The 17992-nt window shown below is 70.6% G+C and carries 18 protein-coding genes; 5 read left to right on the top strand and 13 right to left on the bottom strand.

Annotated elements, in window-relative coordinates; genetic code table 11:
* From ABT129_RS33610 to ABT129_RS33590, 5 genes are all read right to left on the bottom strand, one after another.
* Positions 1 to 443: DUF4394 domain-containing protein (locus tag ABT129_RS33610; protein WP_351909219.1), on the bottom strand; the 443-nt coding region annotated here is incomplete at its 3' end.
* A 412-nt stretch (positions 444 to 855) separates the two neighbouring features.
* Positions 856 to 1503: a fasciclin domain-containing protein gene (locus ABT129_RS33605; RefSeq protein WP_351909217.1), complete on the bottom strand. Its 648-nt coding sequence runs from the start codon at positions 1501 to 1503 to the stop codon at positions 856 to 858.
* A gap of 88 nt (positions 1504 to 1591) precedes the next feature.
* On the bottom strand, positions 1592 to 3178 hold the full coding sequence (locus tag ABT129_RS33600) for a sulfite oxidase (RefSeq protein WP_351909215.1): 1587 nt from the start codon (positions 3176 to 3178) through the stop codon (positions 1592 to 1594).
* 66 nt (positions 3179 to 3244) lie between these two features.
* Complete coding sequence (locus ABT129_RS33595; RefSeq protein WP_351909213.1) at positions 3245 to 3409, bottom strand: hypothetical protein; 165 nt, start codon at positions 3407 to 3409, stop codon at positions 3245 to 3247.
* A gap of 359 nt (positions 3410 to 3768) precedes the next feature.
* Positions 3769 to 4008, bottom strand: coding sequence for a chaplin (locus tag ABT129_RS33590; RefSeq protein WP_351909211.1), 240 nt, complete (start codon positions 4006 to 4008; stop codon positions 3769 to 3771).
* 377 nt (positions 4009 to 4385) lie between these two features.
* Here ABT129_RS33590 and sigK point away from each other — a divergent pair, with 377 nt between their 5' ends.
* A complete protein-coding gene (gene sigK / locus ABT129_RS33585; protein WP_351909225.1) occupies positions 4386 to 4973 on the top strand; it encodes an ECF RNA polymerase sigma factor SigK in 588 nt (195 codons plus the stop codon).
* Positions 4970 to 5719, top strand: a complete 750-nt coding sequence (locus tag ABT129_RS33580; RefSeq protein ID WP_351909209.1) for an anti-sigma factor — start codon at positions 4970 to 4972, stop codon at positions 5717 to 5719. Before sigK ends, ABT129_RS33580 begins: the two co-directional genes overlap by 4 nt.
* A gap of 158 nt (positions 5720 to 5877) precedes the next feature.
* Here ABT129_RS33580 and ABT129_RS33575 read toward each other — a convergent pair whose 3' ends face one another.
* Together ABT129_RS33575 and ABT129_RS33570 are read right to left on the bottom strand one after the other, a co-directional pair.
* Positions 5878 to 6465, bottom strand: a complete 588-nt coding sequence (locus tag ABT129_RS33575) for a GNAT family N-acetyltransferase (RefSeq protein WP_351909207.1) — start codon at positions 6463 to 6465, stop codon at positions 5878 to 5880.
* A gap of 69 nt (positions 6466 to 6534) precedes the next feature.
* Positions 6535 to 7431: an alpha/beta fold hydrolase gene (locus ABT129_RS33570; RefSeq protein ID WP_351909205.1), complete on the bottom strand. Its 897-nt coding sequence runs from the start codon at positions 7429 to 7431 to the stop codon at positions 6535 to 6537.
* A gap of 401 nt (positions 7432 to 7832) precedes the next feature.
* On the opposite strand from ABT129_RS33570, the gene ABT129_RS33565 reads away from it, so the two are divergent.
* Entirely contained in the window at positions 7833 to 8411 is a 579-nt protein-coding gene (locus ABT129_RS33565) for a fasciclin domain-containing protein (RefSeq protein WP_351909203.1), read from the top strand.
* 108 nt (positions 8412 to 8519) lie between these two features.
* On the opposite strand, the gene ABT129_RS33560 is transcribed toward ABT129_RS33565, so the two are convergent.
* The 6 genes from ABT129_RS33560 to ABT129_RS33535 all read right to left on the bottom strand — a co-directional run bounded on the left by ABT129_RS33560 (position 8520) and on the right by ABT129_RS33535 (position 14838).
* Positions 8520 to 9404: a MurR/RpiR family transcriptional regulator gene (locus ABT129_RS33560; protein WP_351909201.1), complete on the bottom strand. Its 885-nt coding sequence runs from the start codon at positions 9402 to 9404 to the stop codon at positions 8520 to 8522.
* Positions 9405 to 9513: 109 nt separating this feature from the next.
* The gene (locus tag ABT129_RS33555) at positions 9514 to 10803 is read right to left on the bottom strand and encodes a cyanophycinase (RefSeq protein WP_351909199.1); all 1290 of its coding nucleotides are present in this window, start codon (positions 10801 to 10803) and stop codon (positions 9514 to 9516) included.
* Positions 10804 to 10956: 153 nt separating this feature from the next.
* Positions 10957 to 12171, bottom strand: a complete 1215-nt coding sequence (locus ABT129_RS33550; protein ID WP_351909197.1) for a M20 family metallopeptidase — start codon at positions 12169 to 12171, stop codon at positions 10957 to 10959.
* Positions 12168 to 12920, bottom strand: a complete 753-nt coding sequence (locus tag ABT129_RS33545; RefSeq protein ID WP_351909223.1) for an amino acid ABC transporter ATP-binding protein — start codon at positions 12918 to 12920, stop codon at positions 12168 to 12170. The genes ABT129_RS33550 and ABT129_RS33545 overlap by 4 nt, the downstream gene beginning before the upstream one ends.
* A gap of 8 nt (positions 12921 to 12928) precedes the next feature.
* Positions 12929 to 13891 (bottom strand): amino acid ABC transporter permease, encoded by a 963-nt coding sequence (locus ABT129_RS33540; RefSeq protein ID WP_351909195.1) that lies wholly within the window; start codon positions 13889 to 13891, stop codon positions 12929 to 12931.
* A 2-nt stretch (positions 13892 to 13893) separates the two neighbouring features.
* Entirely contained in the window at positions 13894 to 14838 is a 945-nt protein-coding gene (locus ABT129_RS33535; protein ID WP_351909193.1) for an ABC transporter substrate-binding protein, read from the bottom strand.
* Between the two features lie 344 nt (positions 14839 to 15182).
* On the opposite strand from ABT129_RS33535, the gene ABT129_RS33530 reads away from it, so the two are divergent.
* A complete protein-coding gene (locus tag ABT129_RS33530; protein WP_351909191.1) occupies positions 15183 to 16613 on the top strand; it encodes a pre-peptidase C-terminal domain-containing protein in 1431 nt (476 codons plus the stop codon).
* A 469-nt stretch (positions 16614 to 17082) separates the two neighbouring features.
* Entirely contained in the window at positions 17083 to 17961 is an 879-nt protein-coding gene (locus tag ABT129_RS33525; protein WP_351909189.1) for a MurR/RpiR family transcriptional regulator, read from the top strand.
* Positions 17962 to 17992: the final 31 nt, after the last annotated feature.

Below are 17992 nucleotides of genomic sequence, written 5' to 3'. Positions count from 1 at the left end.
GTGGTCCGCGGGGCGGCGGGGTCGTCGATGTTGTGGCGCAGGTTCTGGCCGGTGTCGCTGATGACGCGCAGGCGGTTGGCGGCGGGGTTGAAGTCGACGCCGAAGTGCCGGCCCTGGAGGGCGACGGTCAGCTGTGAGACCTTGACGGCCTTGGCGTTGCTGTCGACCGTGTAGATGCCGCCCCTGTCGCCGACGCCGTAGAGCTTGCCGTTCTGGACGCGGAAGTCGATGCCGACCAGCTTGGTGTCGCCCGACAGGCCGGAGACCTTTCCGAGCGACCAGCTCTCGGCCGGGTTGTGGACGTCGAAGCCGACGAGACGCTGGTCGCTGGTCAGACCGACGCTGATCAGGCGGTGGCCCGAAGCGCGGCCCTGCGGCCCGAACGGATCGCCGCCCGCCGCCGTCGCCGAAGCCAGGACCGGGGAGAGCAGGGAAACAGCCATCGCGGCAGCGGCCACAGCGGCGGCAGCGACTCTACGAGTACGCACAACAGGGCTCCGATCGGTTTGCGGGCCTCAACCGTGAGGCACGTCTGCGCATCCTTCGACGCCAGGCGAGGCAGAGATTGCAGCCCTGCGCGACAACCCCTCCAACAGCCCGCAATAGTCCTATCGCCACGCCCACCCGCCGACCAATCGCCACCTCAGGACGTTCCTCTCCCAGCTGCCCGTCGACGACTCGGTGAGGTTCTGTCAGCGCGTGGACCACGGGCGCGGACCTTCCGTGGCAGGAGCCGGCCTGGGGCTCCGCCGCCATCGGTGCGCACCGGTGCTGGGGCCCTCCGTTCTCGGAGGGCCCCAGGGCACCGGTCGCTCTCGCGTCACGCGCTCATCGCGCTGTCCCTTGCCGGGGCTGCTACTTGGGCATCAGGACGGTGTCGACGATGTAGACGTTGGCGTTGGCGGTCTTGACGTTGCCGCAGACCACGTTGGACGTGTCGTTGACCTTGTAGGCCTCGCCGGAGCCGGCGGTGGTGACCATGCCCTTCTGGAGGGTCTCGAAGGAGCCGCTCTCCAGCTGCTTCGGGGTGAGCTTCTGGCCGACGACGTGGTACGTGAGGATCTTGGTCAGGGTGGCCTTGTCGGCCAGGACCTTGTCCAGGTCGGCCTTCGGGATCTTCGCGAAGGCCTCGTTGGTCGGGGCGAAGACGGTGATGTTCTGGGCGTTGTTCAGGGTGTCGACCAGGCCGGCCTTCTTCACGGCGGCGACCAGGGTGGAGAGGGCCGGGTTGTTGGAGGCGGCGGTGGCGACGGGGTCCTTGGCCATGCCGTCGAAGGAGCCCGCGCCGTCCTTGGGGACACCCGCACAGGCCGGGCCGAACGGCTGGTCGTCGGTCATCGCGTCCTCCGTCGGAGTGGCCTCGGTGGTGGCCGTGTCCTGGGCGGTGGTGGGGGCCGCCGCCTTGGTGTCGTCGCTGGATCCGGAGCAGGCGGCCAGCGAGAAGGGCAGCAGCGCGGCGGCGGCGACGGCGAGCGCGGTACGGCGGATACGCAGGTTGTTCATGAGAGTTTTCTCCTTGAATCAGCTGATATGCGATGGATCAGAGGGCTGGTGGTGCTGCCGGGCCGGCCCGTGGGCCGGTCCGGTGGTCTCAGGGGACGGTGACGAACACGCTGTGCCGGCCGCTCGCCCCGTCGGGGACGGTCCGGGCGCGCTGTTCGGTCTGCACCTGGCCGGTGCCGTCGGTCGCGCGGACGGTGAGGGTGTGTCCGCCCGGGGTGGTCCGCCAGCGGAAGGACCACTGGCGCCAGGTGTCGCGGGTGTCCTGGGCGGCGAGGTCGGCGTCCTGCCAGGCGCCGTCGTCGACGCGGACCTCGACGCGGCTGATGCCGCGGTGCTGCGCCCAGGCGACTCCGGCGACCATGACGGTTCCGGCCTCCGGGCGGGCGAAGGGCTTGGGGGTGTCGATGCGGGCCTGGGTCTTGATGGGTGCCTTGCGGGCCCACTTCCGCTTCACCCAGTAGGGGTCGTAGGCGTCGAAGGTGGTGAGCTCGATGTCCTCGATCCACTTGCAGGCCGACACGTACCCGTAGAGGCCGGGGACGAGCATGCGGACCGGGAAGCCGTGGTCGAAGGGAAGCGGTTCGCCGTTCATGCCGACGGCGAGCAGCGCGTCGCGGCCGTCCATGACGTCCTCCACCGGAGATCCCAGCGTCATGCCGTCCACGGAACGTGCCACCAGCTGGTCCGCCGTGCCGCCCTCCGAGGGGCGCTTCACACCGCACTCGGCCAGCAGATCGGCCAGGCGTACGCCGAGCCAGCGGGCGTTGCCCACGTACGGCCCGCCGACCTCGTTCGACACACACGTCAGAGTGATGTCGCGTTCCATCAGGGGCCGGGACAGCAGGTCGTCGAGGGTGTACGTGCGGGGCCGGGCGACACCCTTGCCGTGGATCCGCAGCCGCCAGGTGTCGGCGTCGACCTTGGGGACGACGAGGGCGGTGTCGACGCGGTAGAAGTCCCGGTTGGGCGTGGTGAACGGGCTGATCCCGGCCACCTTGAGCTGTACTCCCGCCGGAAGGGCGGGCGCGGGCGAGGCCGGAGCGGGCAGGACGAGAGCGGCACGGGAGGCGACGGCGCCCCGGCCGCTGCGCGCGGTCAGCACCCGGCCCAGCACTCCGGCGCCGGTCGCGGCGGCGGCGGTCACCGTGGCCGCGGTGAGGAACCCCCGTCGGCTCCAGCCGCTCGTGGGAACCTCCTCACCCGTCGACGGCCGGACGGCTGCCGCCCTGCCCGCCAGGATGTGAAGGACCGCGGCGCCGGCCACCGCGCCCACCACCGAGGGCAGGGCGTCCGCGACTCCCGCACTGTCGGGCCTGCTCAGGGCGGCGACACCGCCGACGACCCCGAACACCAGCACCCCGGCCGCTCCCGCCCGGCGGTGGCGCAGGGAGAGGACGCCCAGGAAGGCGGCGAACAGTCCCAACAGGACGAGGATGCCGAGCTGGAGGACGAACTTGTCGTTCTCCCCGAACGTGCGGATCGCGAAATCCTTCACCGGGGCGGGGGTCCGGTCGATGACCGCGCCACCCACCACCGTCACCGGACCGGCCGCGGGACGGACCAGGGCGGCGGTCAGCTCGGCCACGGCCAGCGCGGTGAACCCGGCCAACAGGCCGGCCGACGCTCCGAGGAAGGCTCGGCTGAGGGTGTTGCGGAAGCTGCTCACACCCGACATTCGGCGACGCCCACCCGGCGGATGGGTCGATCACCCGAAAGAATGAGAAAGGTGTGTCCTGAGGGGTCAGGGCTTGCGCACCGTGGCCACCTGCCGGCCGGTGTCGTCCGCGATCTCGCGACCGGGCCGCGGCAGCCGGCGCGAAGTGGCGGCGCTGCGGGGCAGGATGACCGGCCACCAGGTGCGTGGTCCCAGGTCGAGGATGAGGGCGGGGACGAGGAAGAGGCGCACCAGGAGTGCGTCGGTCCTGCCGGACTTGCTTGAGACGGCCCGTCAGATCCTGCGGTCCGATGCCGACGACAGGCGTCCTGGCCTCGCCGTCCCGTGCCGGCACCACGTCCCCGGAGTCGGTCCGGGCCGTTCCCGCAGGGCGGCGTCGGAGCGGCTCCGCGTGAGCCGACCCGACGATCACGGTCGGCTCACGCGAGAGCCGCGGGTGGCTGTGCCGGCAGCCACCCGCGGCCGACCCGACCGGAACGCGGCTCTGCGTGCCTGAAACGCCTGATGCGCTCCCTGCCCGCGGCCCGGTCAGGTCACCGGTCCGTGCCACCCCGACGGCAGCGGACCGGAGCCTCTCGGCGCTGCCCGGTTCAGGCGTTGACGCAGGTGTTGCCGAACGTCGGGTTCAGCAGACCGATGACGCTGACCGTGTTCCCGCAGGCGTTCACCGGCACGTGGACCGGGATCTGGATCAGGTTGCCCGACCCGACGCCGGGCGAGTACGCGGCCACGCCCTGCGCCCCCGCGTCGGCCGCCGCGAACGACGCTCCACCGAACACCACCGCACCGGCCGCCGCGGCGACCGCCAGACCCTTACAGACTCGAACCATGGAACTGCCTCCAGAAGAAGAGCTGTCCGGCCGTACGGAAGTCCCTTACGGCCGACGGGGATTCCGGTGACTACCTCCCGGCCCCTCACCTCCTCCTTCGTCGCCCCGAGGCCGACGGCTGGGTCACCGCCCCGCAGTTCACTCGCGCGAGGGAACGGGCCGCTCGCGGGTGACGGAACGGACCTCCCATCCGCAGGAGCGTCCGCTACGAAGAACCGCCGAGACCCCGTCCCTCGGCTCTGCTCCCGGACGGCACCCGGCGTCGCGGTCCGCGGCCCCACCAGCGATGAAGGACCCGCATGCGATGGACACCCCCCCTTCCTGACGGCCACCTCGGGCCTCCGCTCCGGCTGGTCGCCTCGGCCGGAGCCCGGCCGGTGAACCAGCCCCTCCCCTTCGGGGCTCCCGGCGGTCCCGGCCGAGCCGACCTCGCCGAGGTCGTGGAGCTGGTGGCCCGTGGCGACCGAGAGGCCTTCTCCGTCCTCTACGACGCCCTGGCACCACTCGTGTTCGGCATCGTGATCAAAGTGGTGCGCGACCGGGCCCGGTCCGAGGAGGTCGCCCAGGAGGTCATGATCGACCTGTGGCGACAGGCCCCGCGCCACCGTTCCGACGAAGGCTGCGTCACCACCTGGGCGGCGACCATCGCCCATCGCCGGGCGGTGGACCACGTGCGCTCCGCACAGGCCGCCCACGACCGCGAACAGGGTCCAGCCGCGCGTGAGCACACCACCGCGCACGACGAGGTCGCCGAACGGGTCGAAACCCGCCTGGAGAGCCGGCAGGTACGCCGCTGCCTCGACGGCCTCACCGAACTTCAGCGTCAGGCCGTCACGACGGCCTACTACGGGGGACTCACCTACCGTGAAGTCGCCGAATCCCTGCGCGCACCACAGCCCACGATCAAGACGCGCATGCGCGACGGGCTCGTCCGGCTGCGCGACGGCATGGGGGTGACCACATGAACCGGCAGCACGCAGACGTCCACGCCCTCGCCGCGCCCTACTCCCTGAACGCCCTCGACCCGACGGAGCGCACGACGTTCAGGAGCCACCTCCGGCGCTGCGCGGACTGCCTTCAGGAGGTGGCGGATTTCCAGGCCACGGCCGCACGGCTCGCCGCCGCCGCGGCCCAGGCCCCGCCCGCCGCCATGAAGCAGCGGACGGTGTCCGCCGTCTCCGGCGTGCGCCAGTTGCCGCCGCGGGTAGCGGCCCCCCTGTCCACGAAGCGGCTCGGTGCCCTGCGCCGCAGGGCCGGTCCCCTCGCCCTGGCCGCGGGCCTGGCCGCCGCCGCGTCCTTCGCCGGCCTGTCCTGGTGGCAGAACCAGGAGAGCGAACAGTCCGTACAGCGTGCCCGGCAGGCCGAGCAGCGACTCGACGCCATCAGCACCGTGCTGGCGGCACCCGACGCGCGCACCGTCCACGGCAGGACGACCCACGGTGCGCTGACCACGGTCGTCGCCTCCGGTCACCGCGACAAGGCCGTCTTCACCGCCACCGGCCTCCCCACCCCGGCAGCGGGAATGACCTACCAAGTCTGGCTGGAGCACCGGGGCACCATGCGGCCGGGCGGGCTCATCCACGGCGACGGCAGCATCCTCATCACGGGCAACCCCGGCACCGCCACCGCGATCGGCCTCACCCTCGAACCTGTGGAAGGATCCGCACGGCCCACCACCGCTCCCCTGCTGCGGATGCCCCTGCCGGCCTGAGGAGAGACCAGCGACGCCCGCGCGGCGCCACACGGACGCGGCGCCCCGCGCGAACGCCCGGCCTCGTGGACCGGGCGACGCTCAACGGCAGTTGTGCGTGCGGTGGCAGCGGGGCCACCCGTGGGAGTACGGAGGGGACAGCCACCGCACGACGGGGATCACGAGTACAGGACTTCGTTGGCCCGGGGCGTCACCAGGTCAGGAACCCGCCGCTGAGGCGGGGGCTTGCGCCGGTGTTCCCAGTGAGGTGCGAGCCAGTCGAAGATCAGGTGGTTGTGCCAGCGGCCTTCCTTGAAATCGACCTCGCGGAAGAGACCCTGCTCCTGCATTCCGAGGGTGAGGTAGAGCCGCCTGGCTCTGGTGTTGTCCTCTCTGCACATGCACCAGAACCGGTGCAGGCCGAGTTGCTCGAAGCAGAACGCCGCCGTGAGCTGGGCTGCGTCAGCACCGGCGAGGGCCAGGTTCCGTGCCCGCGGGTGCAGGACGAACGAATGAACGTACGCGCTGCTCTTGCCTTCCAGGTTCACGGCCACGCTGCCGATGAGCGTGTTGTCGTCGTGCTGGGCGATCCCCAGGTGGTACGTCCGGCGAGGGGACGACGCGGCCGACCGCACCGCGTGGCCCAGCGCTTCCGCGGCCCTCTGCCGGTCCATCGGGTCTGCCGTGAGGTACCGCGTGGCATCGGGGTCGCCCCAGATCTCTGCCGCCCGATCCAGGTCGGCCGGCGTCAGCTCCCGGAGGACCACGAACCGCCCGGGACGGTGCACGGCCGCCCTATCCACGGGCACCACACCCGCGGAACCGGAGGAGTCGCGTCATGTGAGCTGTGCCTGCCGTTCTGATTCGTCGAGCGGGCGGCAGTGGGGAACGGCTTCCGTGCGCCGGCTCAGGAAGGAGGCCACGATCTGCCCGTACTCGTCGGGGCGTTCGATGTGGATCATGTGACCCGCGTCCTCGACGACGGCGAACCTCCCGCGGGGGTAGCTCATGGCCAGCCGGTGGGCTTCGCCGGGCGGGGTCAGGATGTCGTTGACTCCCGTGAAGACCAGGACCGGCACTTCGGGCGGGGCCGACATCGGGAGTCCGGCGGGGAACCAGTCGCGGTACAGATGGCTTCTGAGGTCTTCCAGAACCCCGGGGTCGAGCGATCCGATCCTCTCCCTGAACTGAGGCACAGGGCCATGGTCCGCCGCCGCGCCGTCCCCCGCCGCCGTACCGAAGAACAGGTGCGTCGCCACCTCCAGCAGGGTGGCGCGGTCACCGCGGTCGCTGGCGACCTCGACGCTCTGAAGTCGGGCCAGCAGCTGCGGGCCGGGCCAGGGATCCGCGGAGACTCCGGAGAGAACGACTCGGCGGACACCCGGCCGGGCCTGCCGCAGCATCTGCTGCACCACGAACCCGCCCAGACACTGCCCGACGAGGTCGTACCGCGTGAAGCCCAGGCCGTCCACGGCCTTCCAGGCCGCCCCGGCCAGGAAGGAGGCGTCGTAGGCCTGGGGCAGAGGGTCGGCCGCGCCGAACCCGGGGAGGTCGACGGTGACAACCGTGGTCCGGGAAGGGAGTGCTTTCTCGAGCCTCCGCGCCCATCCGTGGTTGCGATGCAGCGCACCGCCGAAGAGGAAGACGGGCGGGTTGGCGCTCTCGGGCTGCCGATTGACGCGACACGAGTAATTGAATCCCTCGTGCGTCAGCCGCAGGATCTCCTCGCTCACGAGGTCTCCCCGAGGGCGGCCGCGGCGGGGGCACCGGCCGGCTCATGCCGGTGGCCGGCCGGATCGCAGGAGGCCGCCGGCGGAGGGGCGGTAAGGGAAAACCGCGTTGGTGTACAGATCACGCCAGAGATGTTCATGCAACCCCAACGAACCTGATCCGGCAACGAAACGGGCATGTCCGGTCCTCGCCACGCTCCTTGGCCGAGTACCGCCGACGGTCGGTGAGCGTCCTCTCGGGGCTCCTCGGCACACTCCGGGCATGTTCCGGGACACGGAGTTACGTCCGAAGAGAATCGGCTTTTCACACATCCGCATGCCCTCGCCGTTCCGAATACCCGAGTGAGAGGACTACCGATCCACGGCCGCCGCTCGTTGTGGCCGGCCGGTGGAAGGAGCACCCCATGAACCACACGCATACCCGACGTCGCGTCGCGGCCGCCCTCGCCGCCGCGGCCCTCTCGGTCTCGTTGGGAACCGCACTGGCGCCGCAGGCATCGGCCGAGGACGGCACCCCGTTCGGCCCCGCCTGCGCTTCGGTGCCCAAGGAGGGTGCGGGTTCGCTCGCGGGCATGGCGGACGACCCTGTGGCGACAGCCGCGTCGAACAACCCGGCTCTGTCGACTCTGGTCACCGCCGTACAGAAGGCCGGTCTGGTCGACACCCTGAACAACGCGAAGGACATCACGGTGTTCGCGCCGACGAATGACGCCTTCGCCAAGATCCCGAAGGCCGATCTCGACAAGGTCCTCGCCGACAAGGACATGCTCACCAAGATCCTCACCTATCACGTGGCCGATGAACCGGTGACGAAGGCGGATCTGGCGGACGGCTCGTTCAAGACGCTGGAAGGCGGCACGCTGACCACATCCGGATCCGGGGACACGTACAAGGTCAATGACAGCGCCACCATCGTCTGCGGTGACGTGAAGACCTCCAACGCGACCGTGCACATCATCGACACGGTTCTCATGCCGAAGTGAGGAGCGCGGAAGGCTTCGGGCCCGGCAGGGGCCGGGCCCGGCTCTCGCGCGTCCTCGGCTCCTCGTGAGCGGGGCGGTGGGCCGGTACGGGGTCACGCGCCGGCCGCGTCAGACGAGGTTGATCCGGCGGGCGACGTCCTCGCTGTGCCGCATGTGCTCGTGGGCGTCGGTGCCGAGGATGCCGACGAGTCCGGCGACGATCGTCTCGATGACGGCGAGCGTGGGAACGAGGCTGTCGTAGGGAGAGGGACTGTCGACCCGGCTGGAGAGGACGACCTCGGCGTGGGTGGTGGCCGGCGACAGCCACGTATCGGTGAAGACGATGACCTTGCCGCCGCTCTCCTGCGTGAGCTGGGCGACAGCGAGGTTGGTCTCCTCGTAGCGCCGGTGGTCGAAGACGACCACGACGTCTCTTCGTCCCAGGGCGGCGAGGGCCGCGGTGCGCTCGACGTCACGGTCGGGCAGGAAACGGACGTCTCGGCGGAGCTGCATGAGGTGCAGGCCCAGGTACTGGGCCAGCAGATGGGTGAAGCGGCCGCCGAGCAGGGTGACCCGGCGCTTCCGGTCGGACAGGAGCGCGACGGCGCTCCGCAGGTCGTGGGGTGGCACCTCGGCGAGGGTCTTGACGAGAGCACCGCTCAGGAGCTCGCTGGTACGGCTGATCAGTCCGTCGGCGGAGTCCTCGGAGGAGGACTCCCCCGCGGACTCGTAGAGCGAGAGGGGCGAGGCGTTGCGTGCGTCGAGCTCGCGGCGGAGGGCGCTCTGGAAGTCGGGGAAGCCGGTGAAGCCGAGGCGGCCGACGAATCGGAGGACGGTGGGGGCGCTGACGCCCGCTCGTTCGGCTATCGCGGCGACGGTCTCGAAGCCGGCGGAGGGGTAGGCGGCGAGGAGCACGCGGGCCACACGGCGTTCCGCCGGGCTGAGGGTGCCGAGTCTCAGCCGGATGTCGTCGGCGAGCGGGCGTCGGGCCATGCGGAAGGTCGTCCGTTCCATGCGGGGTGACGTCCGGGCGTGCGGAGCCCGGGGGTCCGGCGCGCCGGGTCGTGCGGCGGGAGGTGCTCCGTGGGATCGGCACGGCCGTTCCCACGGAGCACGGCGTCGGCTACTCGGGCGCGATGTCGATGCGCAGTCCGATCAGGGTCTGCGGGCTGCCGGCGGTGTCGGACCAGGCCGTGAAGCCGCGCGGCTCGGTGAAGGTGACGGTGAAACCGGGCCGGGTCTCGTACGTCGTCGCCGTGGCCCGGGTCTGGAGGCGGGCGGCGAGTTCACGGGCGGTGGTGCGGAAGGAGTAGGGCCTGCCGTCGGGGTTGGCGGCCGAGTAGAAGACGTCGGTGTTGGGCGGCACCGGGGTGGTGTCGCGCGGGATCAGGGGCTTCTTGCCGGGGGCCGGGAGGGGCGTTCCGGTGCGGGCCGCGTACCGGTCTCCGTGGGTGAGGTAGGTGTAGCGGGCGTTGCTGAGGGACCAGCCGGCCGTGGTGGTGCGGGCACGCGCACGGCGGAGGTCCAGGACGGCGACGCCCTGGGGGCCGAGGACGGACAGGCGCTCGTCGGTGCTGCCGGGGTTGTCGACGACGAGGGCGGTGTTCTCCTCCAGGGCGTAGACCCGGTCGTGGTGCGTGTCGCCGGCCAGTCGCAGGGCACGTCCCTCACGGCCGTAGGCGCCGGTGTGGGTGTCGACGAGCCCGGAGCGCAGGAAGCCGAAGCCGCCCCGGGGTATGTACCCGAGGCGGGTGGCGTCGTCGAAGTAGCCGGGGCTGCTGCCGTCGCGGAGGGCCTCGTAGGACTCGCCGCCGCTGACCATGTCGGGGCCGGAGGCGATCTGCGCGCCGGCGGACGACCCGGCGACGACGGCTCCCCGGGCGAGCTTGGCGCGGATGGCGGCGAGGACCTTGGAGTCGGTGTGCCTGTCACCGTTGAGGAGCGTGGTGACGTAGCGGTACTGGTCCCCTCCTCCGAAGAAGAAGCCGGTCATGGCGTTGACCTGGGCGACGACGCTGTCGGAGTCGGCGTTCGCGATGTGGTCGAGGTCGATGGGGACCCACTGGGCGTCGGCGGCGCCGTGCTTCTTGAAGAGGCTCGCGTAGTAGGCGCCGTTGCAGGCGGAGTTGCTGCACCGCTCCGGGTCTCCGGCGTCCGGGTCCTGGCTCTCGGGCACGGACGCGGCGGTGATGACACCGATGCGGGCCTTCGCTCCGCCGGCGCGCTTGATGATCTCGCCGTAGACCTGGCTGTTGTCGTCCTTGAGCCCGCCGCCCACCAGAACGAGCGAGCCGGGGTGGTGCGGACCGGCGGGGACGGCCTGCGCCGCCGGAGTGGCGGCGAGGAGACCGAGGACGAGTGCGGTGCTGCCGGCAAGGACGACGCGGCGTGCGGATCCGGGGTGTGCGCGCATGATGCCTCCGTGGGCGGATCGGGTGGGGTGTGACCAGGGCCCCTCGGCTGTCGGCCGGGAGGCCCTGGTCGGTGCCCCGGCAGGGCGACGGGAAGGACTGCCGGGGACGTCGGCGGGAAGGTCGACTCTGCTGGGCCCGGCTCGTCGCACGGGTCAGGAGTCGTTGCCGGCGCTGCCGAGCGAGGCGATCAGACAGGCCAGCATCGCGACGCGGTGGGCGACGCTGGAGGTGTCGAGCCATTCGCCGGGGGTGTGGTCGGCCCCTCCCACGGGGCCGAGGCCGTCCAGTGTGGGCACTCCCGCACCGGCGATGAGGTTGGCGTCGCCGACTCCTCCGGTGGCGGCCGCTCCCAGCCGCACGCCGTAGGCGGAGGCGGCCTTGCGTGCCGCTTCGAAGACCCGCCGTGAGGCGGGAGTGTCCTCCATCGGGGGGCACAGGTCGATCTGCTCGACGGTGACGGCGGTTCCGGGCACGGCGGGGCAGGCGGCGGCCTGACGGATGGCTCGGGTGGCACGCCTCATGTCGGCCGAGGTGGCGGCGCGGACTTCGATGTGCAGTTCGGCTTCGGCACAGACGATGTTGGGGCGGGTGCCCGCCCGGACGACTCCGACGTTGATGGTGACGTCGTCCCAGTGTCCGTTGAGACCTTGCAGTTCCACGGTGAGATGGGCGGCGGCGAGGGCCGCGTTGGCACCGCGCTCCGGCTCGATGCCGGCGTGCGCGGCGCGGCCGGTGACCGTCAGCCGGAAGTCGGCGACGCCCTTGCGGGCGACGACGAGGTCGCCGTTCTCCCGGGCGCATTCGAGGCCGAGGCCGTAGTGCATGCCCCGCGCGGTCCGTTCGATGAGCGGTCGGCTGACCTGGGAGCCGATCTCCTCGTCGGGGGTGGCGAGGAACACGAGCTCGCCGAAGTCCTGGACGGAGGCCTCCTGGAGGATCTCCAGGGCGGTGAGGCCGGCCAGCAGTCCGCCCTTGTCGTCGCTGACCCCGGGGCCGTAGGCGATGGCTCCGTTCAGGTGGAACGGCCGGTCGTCCGCCGTGCCGTCGTCGAAGACGGTGTCCATGTGTGCGGCGAGGAGGATCCTGCGGCCGTCCGCGGCGGGGTCGAGTCCGCCGCGCTTGCGCCCGATGACGGCGTCACCGGCTTGGTAGCGGTGGTCGGCCGGGAAGCGGACCCGCTCGACGTCGAATCCGATGCGGAGGAGGCGCTGCTGCACCCAGTCGGCGACCTTGTTGACGCCGTCCGGGCTGTAGGAGCCGGAGTCGATCGAGACGAGGTCGCGAAGATCCGTCAGGTACTGGGTGTGGCGAGCGCGCGCCAGGGTCAGCAGCTCCGCGCTGAGCAGCGGACGAGGGGGCGCGTTCACAGGACCTTGGACAGGAAGGCGCGGGTGCGCTCCTGCTCCGGGTCGACGAGGACCTGTCGGGGATCGCCCGCTTCGACGACGACGCCCTGGTCCATGAAGACGGCGGTGTCGCCGACCTCGCGGGCGAAGCCGATCTCGTGGGTGACGACGACCATGGTCATGCCGTCGGCGGCGAGTCGGCGCATGACGTCCAGGACGTCGCCGACGAGTTCGGGGTCGAGGGCGGACGTGGGCTCGTCGAAGAGCATGAGCTTGGGCTCCATCGCGAGGGCTCGTGCGATGGCCACGCGCTGCTGCTGCCCGCCGGAGAGCTGGGCCGGGTAGTGTCCGGCGCGATCGCCGAGGCCCACCTGATCCAGCAGGTGGCGCGCCTGTTCGCGGGCTGCCGCCCTCGGCACCCCGCCCACCTTGACCGGGGCCTCGACGACGTTGTCGAGCGCGGTCATGTGGGGGAAGAGGTTGAAGCGCTGGAAGACCATGCCGATGTCGCGGCGGCGCTCGGCGACCTCCCGCTCGCGCAGCTCATGCAGCTTGTTGCCGTGCTGCCGGTAGCCGACGAGCTCGCCGTCGACGGTGAGCCTGCCGCCGTCGACCTTCTCCAGGTGGTTGACGCACCGCAGGAAGGTGGACTTCCCCGAGCCCGAGGGCCCCAGGAGGCAGCACACCTGCCCACGCTCGACCGTGAGGTCGATCCCCTGGAGGACCTCCAGCTTTCCGAAGTGCTTGCGCACGCCCTCGGCGCGCACCATGGGGGCGTTCATCGGCCCGTCTCCTTGTTCTTCCTGCCGATCAGCCCCGTGGCGCCTCCCAGCATCCGCTGCAGCGGGGACACGTGGCCGGCGTGGGCGGTGCCCCGTCCGTACCGTCGTTCCAGCCATGCCTGGGGGACGCTGAGCAGGGTGACGAGCGCGAGGTACCAGAGGCTGGCGACGACCAGCATGGGGATGACCTGGTAGTTCTGCGCGTACACGTCCTGGATGTTCGACATGAGGTCGTGGGCGGAGATGACCGAGACGAGGGCGGTCATCTTGAGCATGTTGATGGTCTCGTTGCCCATCGGCGGGATGATGACGCGCATGGCCTGGGGCAGGACGATCCGTCGCATGGTGAGCGCGGGCCGCATGCCCAGGGAGTGCGCGGCTTCGGCCTGTCCGTGGTCGACGGACTGGATGCCCGCGCGGACGATCTCCGAGGCGTACGCGGCCTCGTTCAGGCCGAGCGCGAGCAGGGCCGCGACGGCGGGGGTGAGGAGGGCGTTCGTCTCGGCCTGGAAGAAGGTGATGTCGGTGAAGGGGACACCGATCTTCACGTACTTGTACAGGGCCGCGGCGTAGCCCCAGAAGATGATCTGGACGAGGAGCGGGGTGCCGCGGAACACCCAGACGAAGGCGTTCGCGAGTCCGTAGAGCACGGGGCTCGTGGACAGCCGCATCACCGCGATGAGGGTGCCGAGGCCGAGGCCGAGGGCCATGGCGGCGGCGGTGAGCCAGAGGGTCGTGGCGAGGCCGTCGAAGATCAGGTCGGCGAAGAGGTACCGGGCGACGACGTCCCAGTGCAGGTTGTCGTTCTTCGCCAGGGAGCCGATCAGTCCGACGAGTCCCAGGATCGACGCCGTGGCGGCGATCCAGCGTCCGTAGTTGCGGACGGGGACCACTTCGAGGTCCTGGGCGGCCGGCTCGGGCGTGGAGATGGTCTCGGGGGTGGTCGCGGTATCGGTCATCTTCAGTCGACCGCCGCGTTCCTGGTGGCTTCCTTGACGGCGATCGAGGCGACGCCGTACTTGGTGTAGATCTTGGTGACGGTGCCGTCGTCGATGAGGGCCTGGAGGGCCTTCTGGATCGCGTCGGTGAGTTCGGGCAGCTGCTTGCTCACGGCGATGCCGTTGGGCGAGGCGTTGTAGCCGCCGGGCGCGGCCGGGTCCTCGACCAGGTCGAAGGCCTTGCCTCCGTCGGCCGTCTTGGCGACCCAGCCGGCGGCCGGCTTCGTCAGGACCTGGGCCACGACCTTCCCGGAGCGCAGCGCGAGCTGGGCGTCGGAGTCCTTGGGGAAGGTCTGGATCTCCACGGCCCCCTTGCCGGCCTTCGAGCACGTCGCCTGGTGGCCCTTGAGGAGGTCGAGCTGGTTGGTCGCGGTCTGGACGGCGACCTTCTTGCCGCACAGGTCGTTCAGTCCGGCGATCCTGGCGGGGTTGTCGTTGCCGACGAGGATGCCGGATCCCGACTGCGAGTAGTCGACGAAGTCGACGACCTGCTGACGCTCCTTGTTGTCGGTGATGGCCGACATGGCGACGTCGAACTTGCCGGCCTGGATCGCGGGCACGATGCCGTCGAACTTCTGCGGCGTGAAGGCGAACGTCACGCCGAGCTTCCCGCCGAGCGCCTGCCCCAGGTCGTAGTCGAGCCCGGTCAGAGCGGTCTCGCCCTCCTTCACGAACATCTCGAAGGGCGGGTACGGCACGTCGGTGGCGACGCGGACCTTCCCCGCCTTCTTGATGGCGTCCGGCAGCATCGCGTGGAGGGCGGGGTCCTTCTCGATCCGGACGCCGTCGACGGTGACCGTTCCGCCCGCGGCGGGGGCGGGATCGGCGTCTCCGCACGCGGCGAGCGTCGCAAGGGCCGTGGTCGTGACAACGGCAGCCGCAAGGCAGCGGGTAACACGAGCGTTCATCGGGGTCGAACCTCTCGGGGATTCGGCCGACGGATTCAAGCCGCCGGTCACAGCACGGAAGTTACAGACCAAACAAGAAGTTGGCTAGATGTATCGCGCGTTACGTTGATGTAACGCCCCCGACTTCCCCGCATGCCAGGACTCTTTTGCCAGTTCAGGCCTGATTCATGGCTGCCGCGAACCGGTGAGGAGAGAAAACAGGCCGTACATCTTCCGCCCGAGCTGAACTATCTGTAAGTTCCGCTACCAACTCGGAGCCCCGGGGGTCGCACGCCGCCGATACGCCGCTTCGGCAGCCGGCACCCCCGCGCCGCCACCATCCCCCTGCCCCCATGGAGCGCATCATGGCGTCACCCGCCACCCGCAGATCCGCCCCGGCGCTGGCCGTCACCCTGCTGACCCTGGCGATGTCCCTCACCACGCAACAGCCCGCCCACGCGGCCGCCGATCGTGTCCGGCTCGGTTCGGCCGCGGACGTCAGCCGTACCTCGTGGAACGGCCCCGCCTTCACCATGAACGGCGCCGGCGCCGTCGTGCCCGCCTCCATGAACAGGGCCATCGCGGAGATCCGCGGCGGAACCGGAAGCATCGACGTCGTCGTCCTCGCCGGCTCGGCGCCGACCTCGGGCAGCAAAACACCCGAATGCGACACCGTCATGAGCCTGGCGGGGGTCAACTCCTGTACGACCTGGACGCTCACCGCCGCCACCGACGGCAACAACAGCCAGGTGAACACCGACGTGCGGAACGCCGAGTTCGTGTACTTCGCCGGCGGCGACCAGTGCCGGTACGCCGCCTGGAAGGGAACCGCGCTCGAAGCCTCCGTGGAGTCCGTGGTGGCCAAGGGCGGCGGATCGGGCGGAGGCAGCGCGGGCCATCACATCAACAGCCCCCTCGTGTACGACGCCTGCAACGGCAGCGTCACCACCAGCGAGGCACTGGCCAATCCCTACGACCGTTACATCAGCTTCACCACCGGCATGTTCCAGTGGGCCCACTACGGCGGGGTCATCAACGACTCCCACTTCGTGACGCGCGACCGCATGGGCCGCAGCATGGCGTTCGTCGCCCGGGCGGTGAAGGACGGGCTCACCACGGGTGGCGCCGCCTGGGCCGTCGGCGTCGAGGAGGGCGGCGGCTCGCTGTTCATCGACCGCAACGGCATGGCGACCGAGTACGGCAAGGACGCCTACGTCGTCCTCGCCGACCATCAGCCCGAGCAGGCCGCGGACCGCAAGCCACTGACGTACTCGAACTTCAAGATCTGGCGCCTCGCGCCGGGTTCGACGTTCGACTTCAAGAACCGCCCCACGTGCGGCTACTACCTGCGCAGCGTCACCAACGGGGTCCCCGACGCCAACCTCTACAACGGCGCCCCCGTGACGAACTGCGGCTCCCCGTCCGGCGGCGGTCTGACGGAGACCGAACCGAACGACACCCGTGACACCGCGAACGATGCCACCGGCCTCTCCTCCCCCGCCGCTCTGAGCGGCACCATGAAGTCGACCGTCGACCGCGACTACTTCAAGGTCACCCTCGGGTCGGGACAGAACGCGTCCGTGCAGTGCGCCGTCCCGGGCGCCTACGACGCCGATCTCTACTGGCTCGACTCCTCCGGCGGCACCCTCGAACGCTCCGTCAACAACGGCGCAGGCACCGACGAATCCCTCACCTTCACCAGGACCGCCTCCGGGTCGGGCACGTACTACGTGGACATCGAGGCCTACAGCGGCTCCGGCTCCTCCCCCTACACCTGCACCGTGACCAAGAGCTGACCGACCGAGGCCACGACCTTCGACTCGCGGGCCGGCTCCGTCACGGACCGGCCCGTGAGCAGGGACCGACGAGCCACATCGGCCGTCCGCCCGCACCCCGAGCACCTCCGTGCGGTCCCGGCACGACGTACAGCCGCTCCAGAGCGACCGCCGCCATCAGAGTATCGCTCATTACATTCACTTGATACAAGCCGTTTTTGAAATATGCGTTACACCGACAGGGGCAGTCCATCGGCCGTCGGCGCGTCGTCCGGAGCGGTGGGCGGCGTGCACCGATCACGGGTGGCGTCCCCGGGGGTCGGCGCTTCCGCACGCGCCCCTCCGAGCGCGCACCCCGGGATGTAACGAGCAGGCCCCTGCGCCCCGCACGTAACAGGCGGTACATTTGGTCAGGAAGTGAGCATGGCCTGGTCGCGGCTGGTGGCAGCGGCGGATCGCCGCGACCGGACCACCCCGGGGAGGAAAGCCGATGAGCCCTACGCTGGCCGACGAGATGCGCAAGCGACTGGGAGACCTGAGTCCGGCCGAGCGCAAGGTCGCACGGGTCCTGCTGGCCGGATACCCGGCCGCGGTCTTCGAGACGGTCGCCACCATCGCGGAGCGCGCGTCGGTCTCCGCTCCCACGGTGCTGCGCTGCGCCTCCCGCCTGGGCTTCAAGGGCTTCCCCGACCTGCAGGCGGCTCTGCGCTCCGAACTCGACGCGCGGACGGCCTCCCCCATCACCCTGTACGAGCACTCGGGAGCGCCGCAGCGCGACGGGGCGGACCGGTCCGAGGGGACGTCCGATCCCCGGCTCGGGGCGGCCCTCTCGCTCGTGCAGCAGGCCGTGTCGCAGACCTTCGACGAGGTCGCTCCGCACGAGTTCTACGACGCGGTGAATCTGCTGAGCGATCCCCGCCGCCGCGTGCACGTCGCCGGCGGCAGGTTCACCCACCTCCTGGCCCAGTACCTGGGCCTGCACCTCACGCAATTCCGTGACCAGGTGCATTTCCTCCCCGACCGGGACGTGGAACGGACTTCCTTCCTCACTCAGCTCGCACGACGTGACGTCACCGTGGTGTTCGACTACCGGCGCTACGAACCCGACAAGACCGTCATCGCCGAACTGGCCCGCGAACGGGGCGGGAAGGTCATCGTCTTCACCGACCCGTGGCTGTCGCCGGCGGCGGCCCACGCGGACGTCGTCCTCACCACCCAGGTGACGTCCGACTCCCCGTACGACAGTCTCACGCCTGCCCTGGCTCTCGTGGAGTCCTTGGTCGCCGCGGTCCTCGACCGGATCGGCGACGAGGGACACGAGAGGATGAAACTCTCCGAGAGCGTCGCGAAGCGCACCGGGCTGATCTGACCCGCGGGGTGCGCGCGCAGCCCCTCGCGCG

Origin of the sequence: Streptomyces sp. NPDC002057 (genome assembly GCF_040296665.1) — a bacterium.
Taxonomy (GTDB): Bacteria; Actinomycetota; Actinomycetes; order Streptomycetales; family Streptomycetaceae; genus Streptomyces.
The sequence above is the reverse complement of the archived record's forward strand: the minus strand, read 5'-3'. Positions and strand labels throughout refer to the sequence as shown.

Bases quoted from the DNA above. Each gene is read 5' to 3' on its own strand.
- ABT129_RS33590 (WP_351909211.1), bottom strand. From the start codon at position 4,008: ATGGTTCGAGTCTGTAAGGGTCTGGCGGTCGCCGCGGCGGCCGGTGCG.
- ABT129_RS33545 (WP_351909223.1), bottom strand. From the start codon at position 12,920: ATGGTGCGCGCCGAGGGCGTGCGCAAGCACTTCGGAAAGCTGGAGGTC.
- ABT129_RS33530 (WP_351909191.1), top strand. From the start codon at position 15,183: ATGGCGTCACCCGCCACCCGCAGATCCGCCCCGGCGCTGGCCGTCACC.
- ABT129_RS33560 (WP_351909201.1), bottom strand. From the start codon at position 9,404: ATGGAACGGACGACCTTCCGCATGGCCCGACGCCCGCTCGCCGACGAC.
- ABT129_RS33565 (WP_351909203.1), top strand. From the start codon at position 7,833: ATGAACCACACGCATACCCGACGTCGCGTCGCGGCCGCCCTCGCCGCC.
- ABT129_RS33540 (WP_351909195.1), bottom strand. From the start codon at position 13,891: ATGACCGATACCGCGACCACCCCCGAGACCATCTCCACGCCCGAGCCG.
- ABT129_RS33525 (WP_351909189.1), top strand. From the start codon at position 17,083: ATGAGCCCTACGCTGGCCGACGAGATGCGCAAGCGACTGGGAGACCTG.
- ABT129_RS33580 (WP_351909209.1), top strand. From the start codon at position 4,970: ATGAACCGGCAGCACGCAGACGTCCACGCCCTCGCCGCGCCCTACTCC.
- ABT129_RS33605 (WP_351909217.1), bottom strand. From the start codon at position 1,503: ATGAACAACCTGCGTATCCGCCGTACCGCGCTCGCCGTCGCCGCCGCC.
- ABT129_RS33600 (WP_351909215.1), bottom strand. From the start codon at position 3,178: ATGTCGGGTGTGAGCAGCTTCCGCAACACCCTCAGCCGAGCCTTCCTC.
- ABT129_RS33535 (WP_351909193.1), bottom strand. From the start codon at position 14,838: ATGAACGCTCGTGTTACCCGCTGCCTTGCGGCTGCCGTTGTCACGACC.
- ABT129_RS33555 (WP_351909199.1), bottom strand. From the start codon at position 10,803: ATGCGCGCACACCCCGGATCCGCACGCCGCGTCGTCCTTGCCGGCAGC.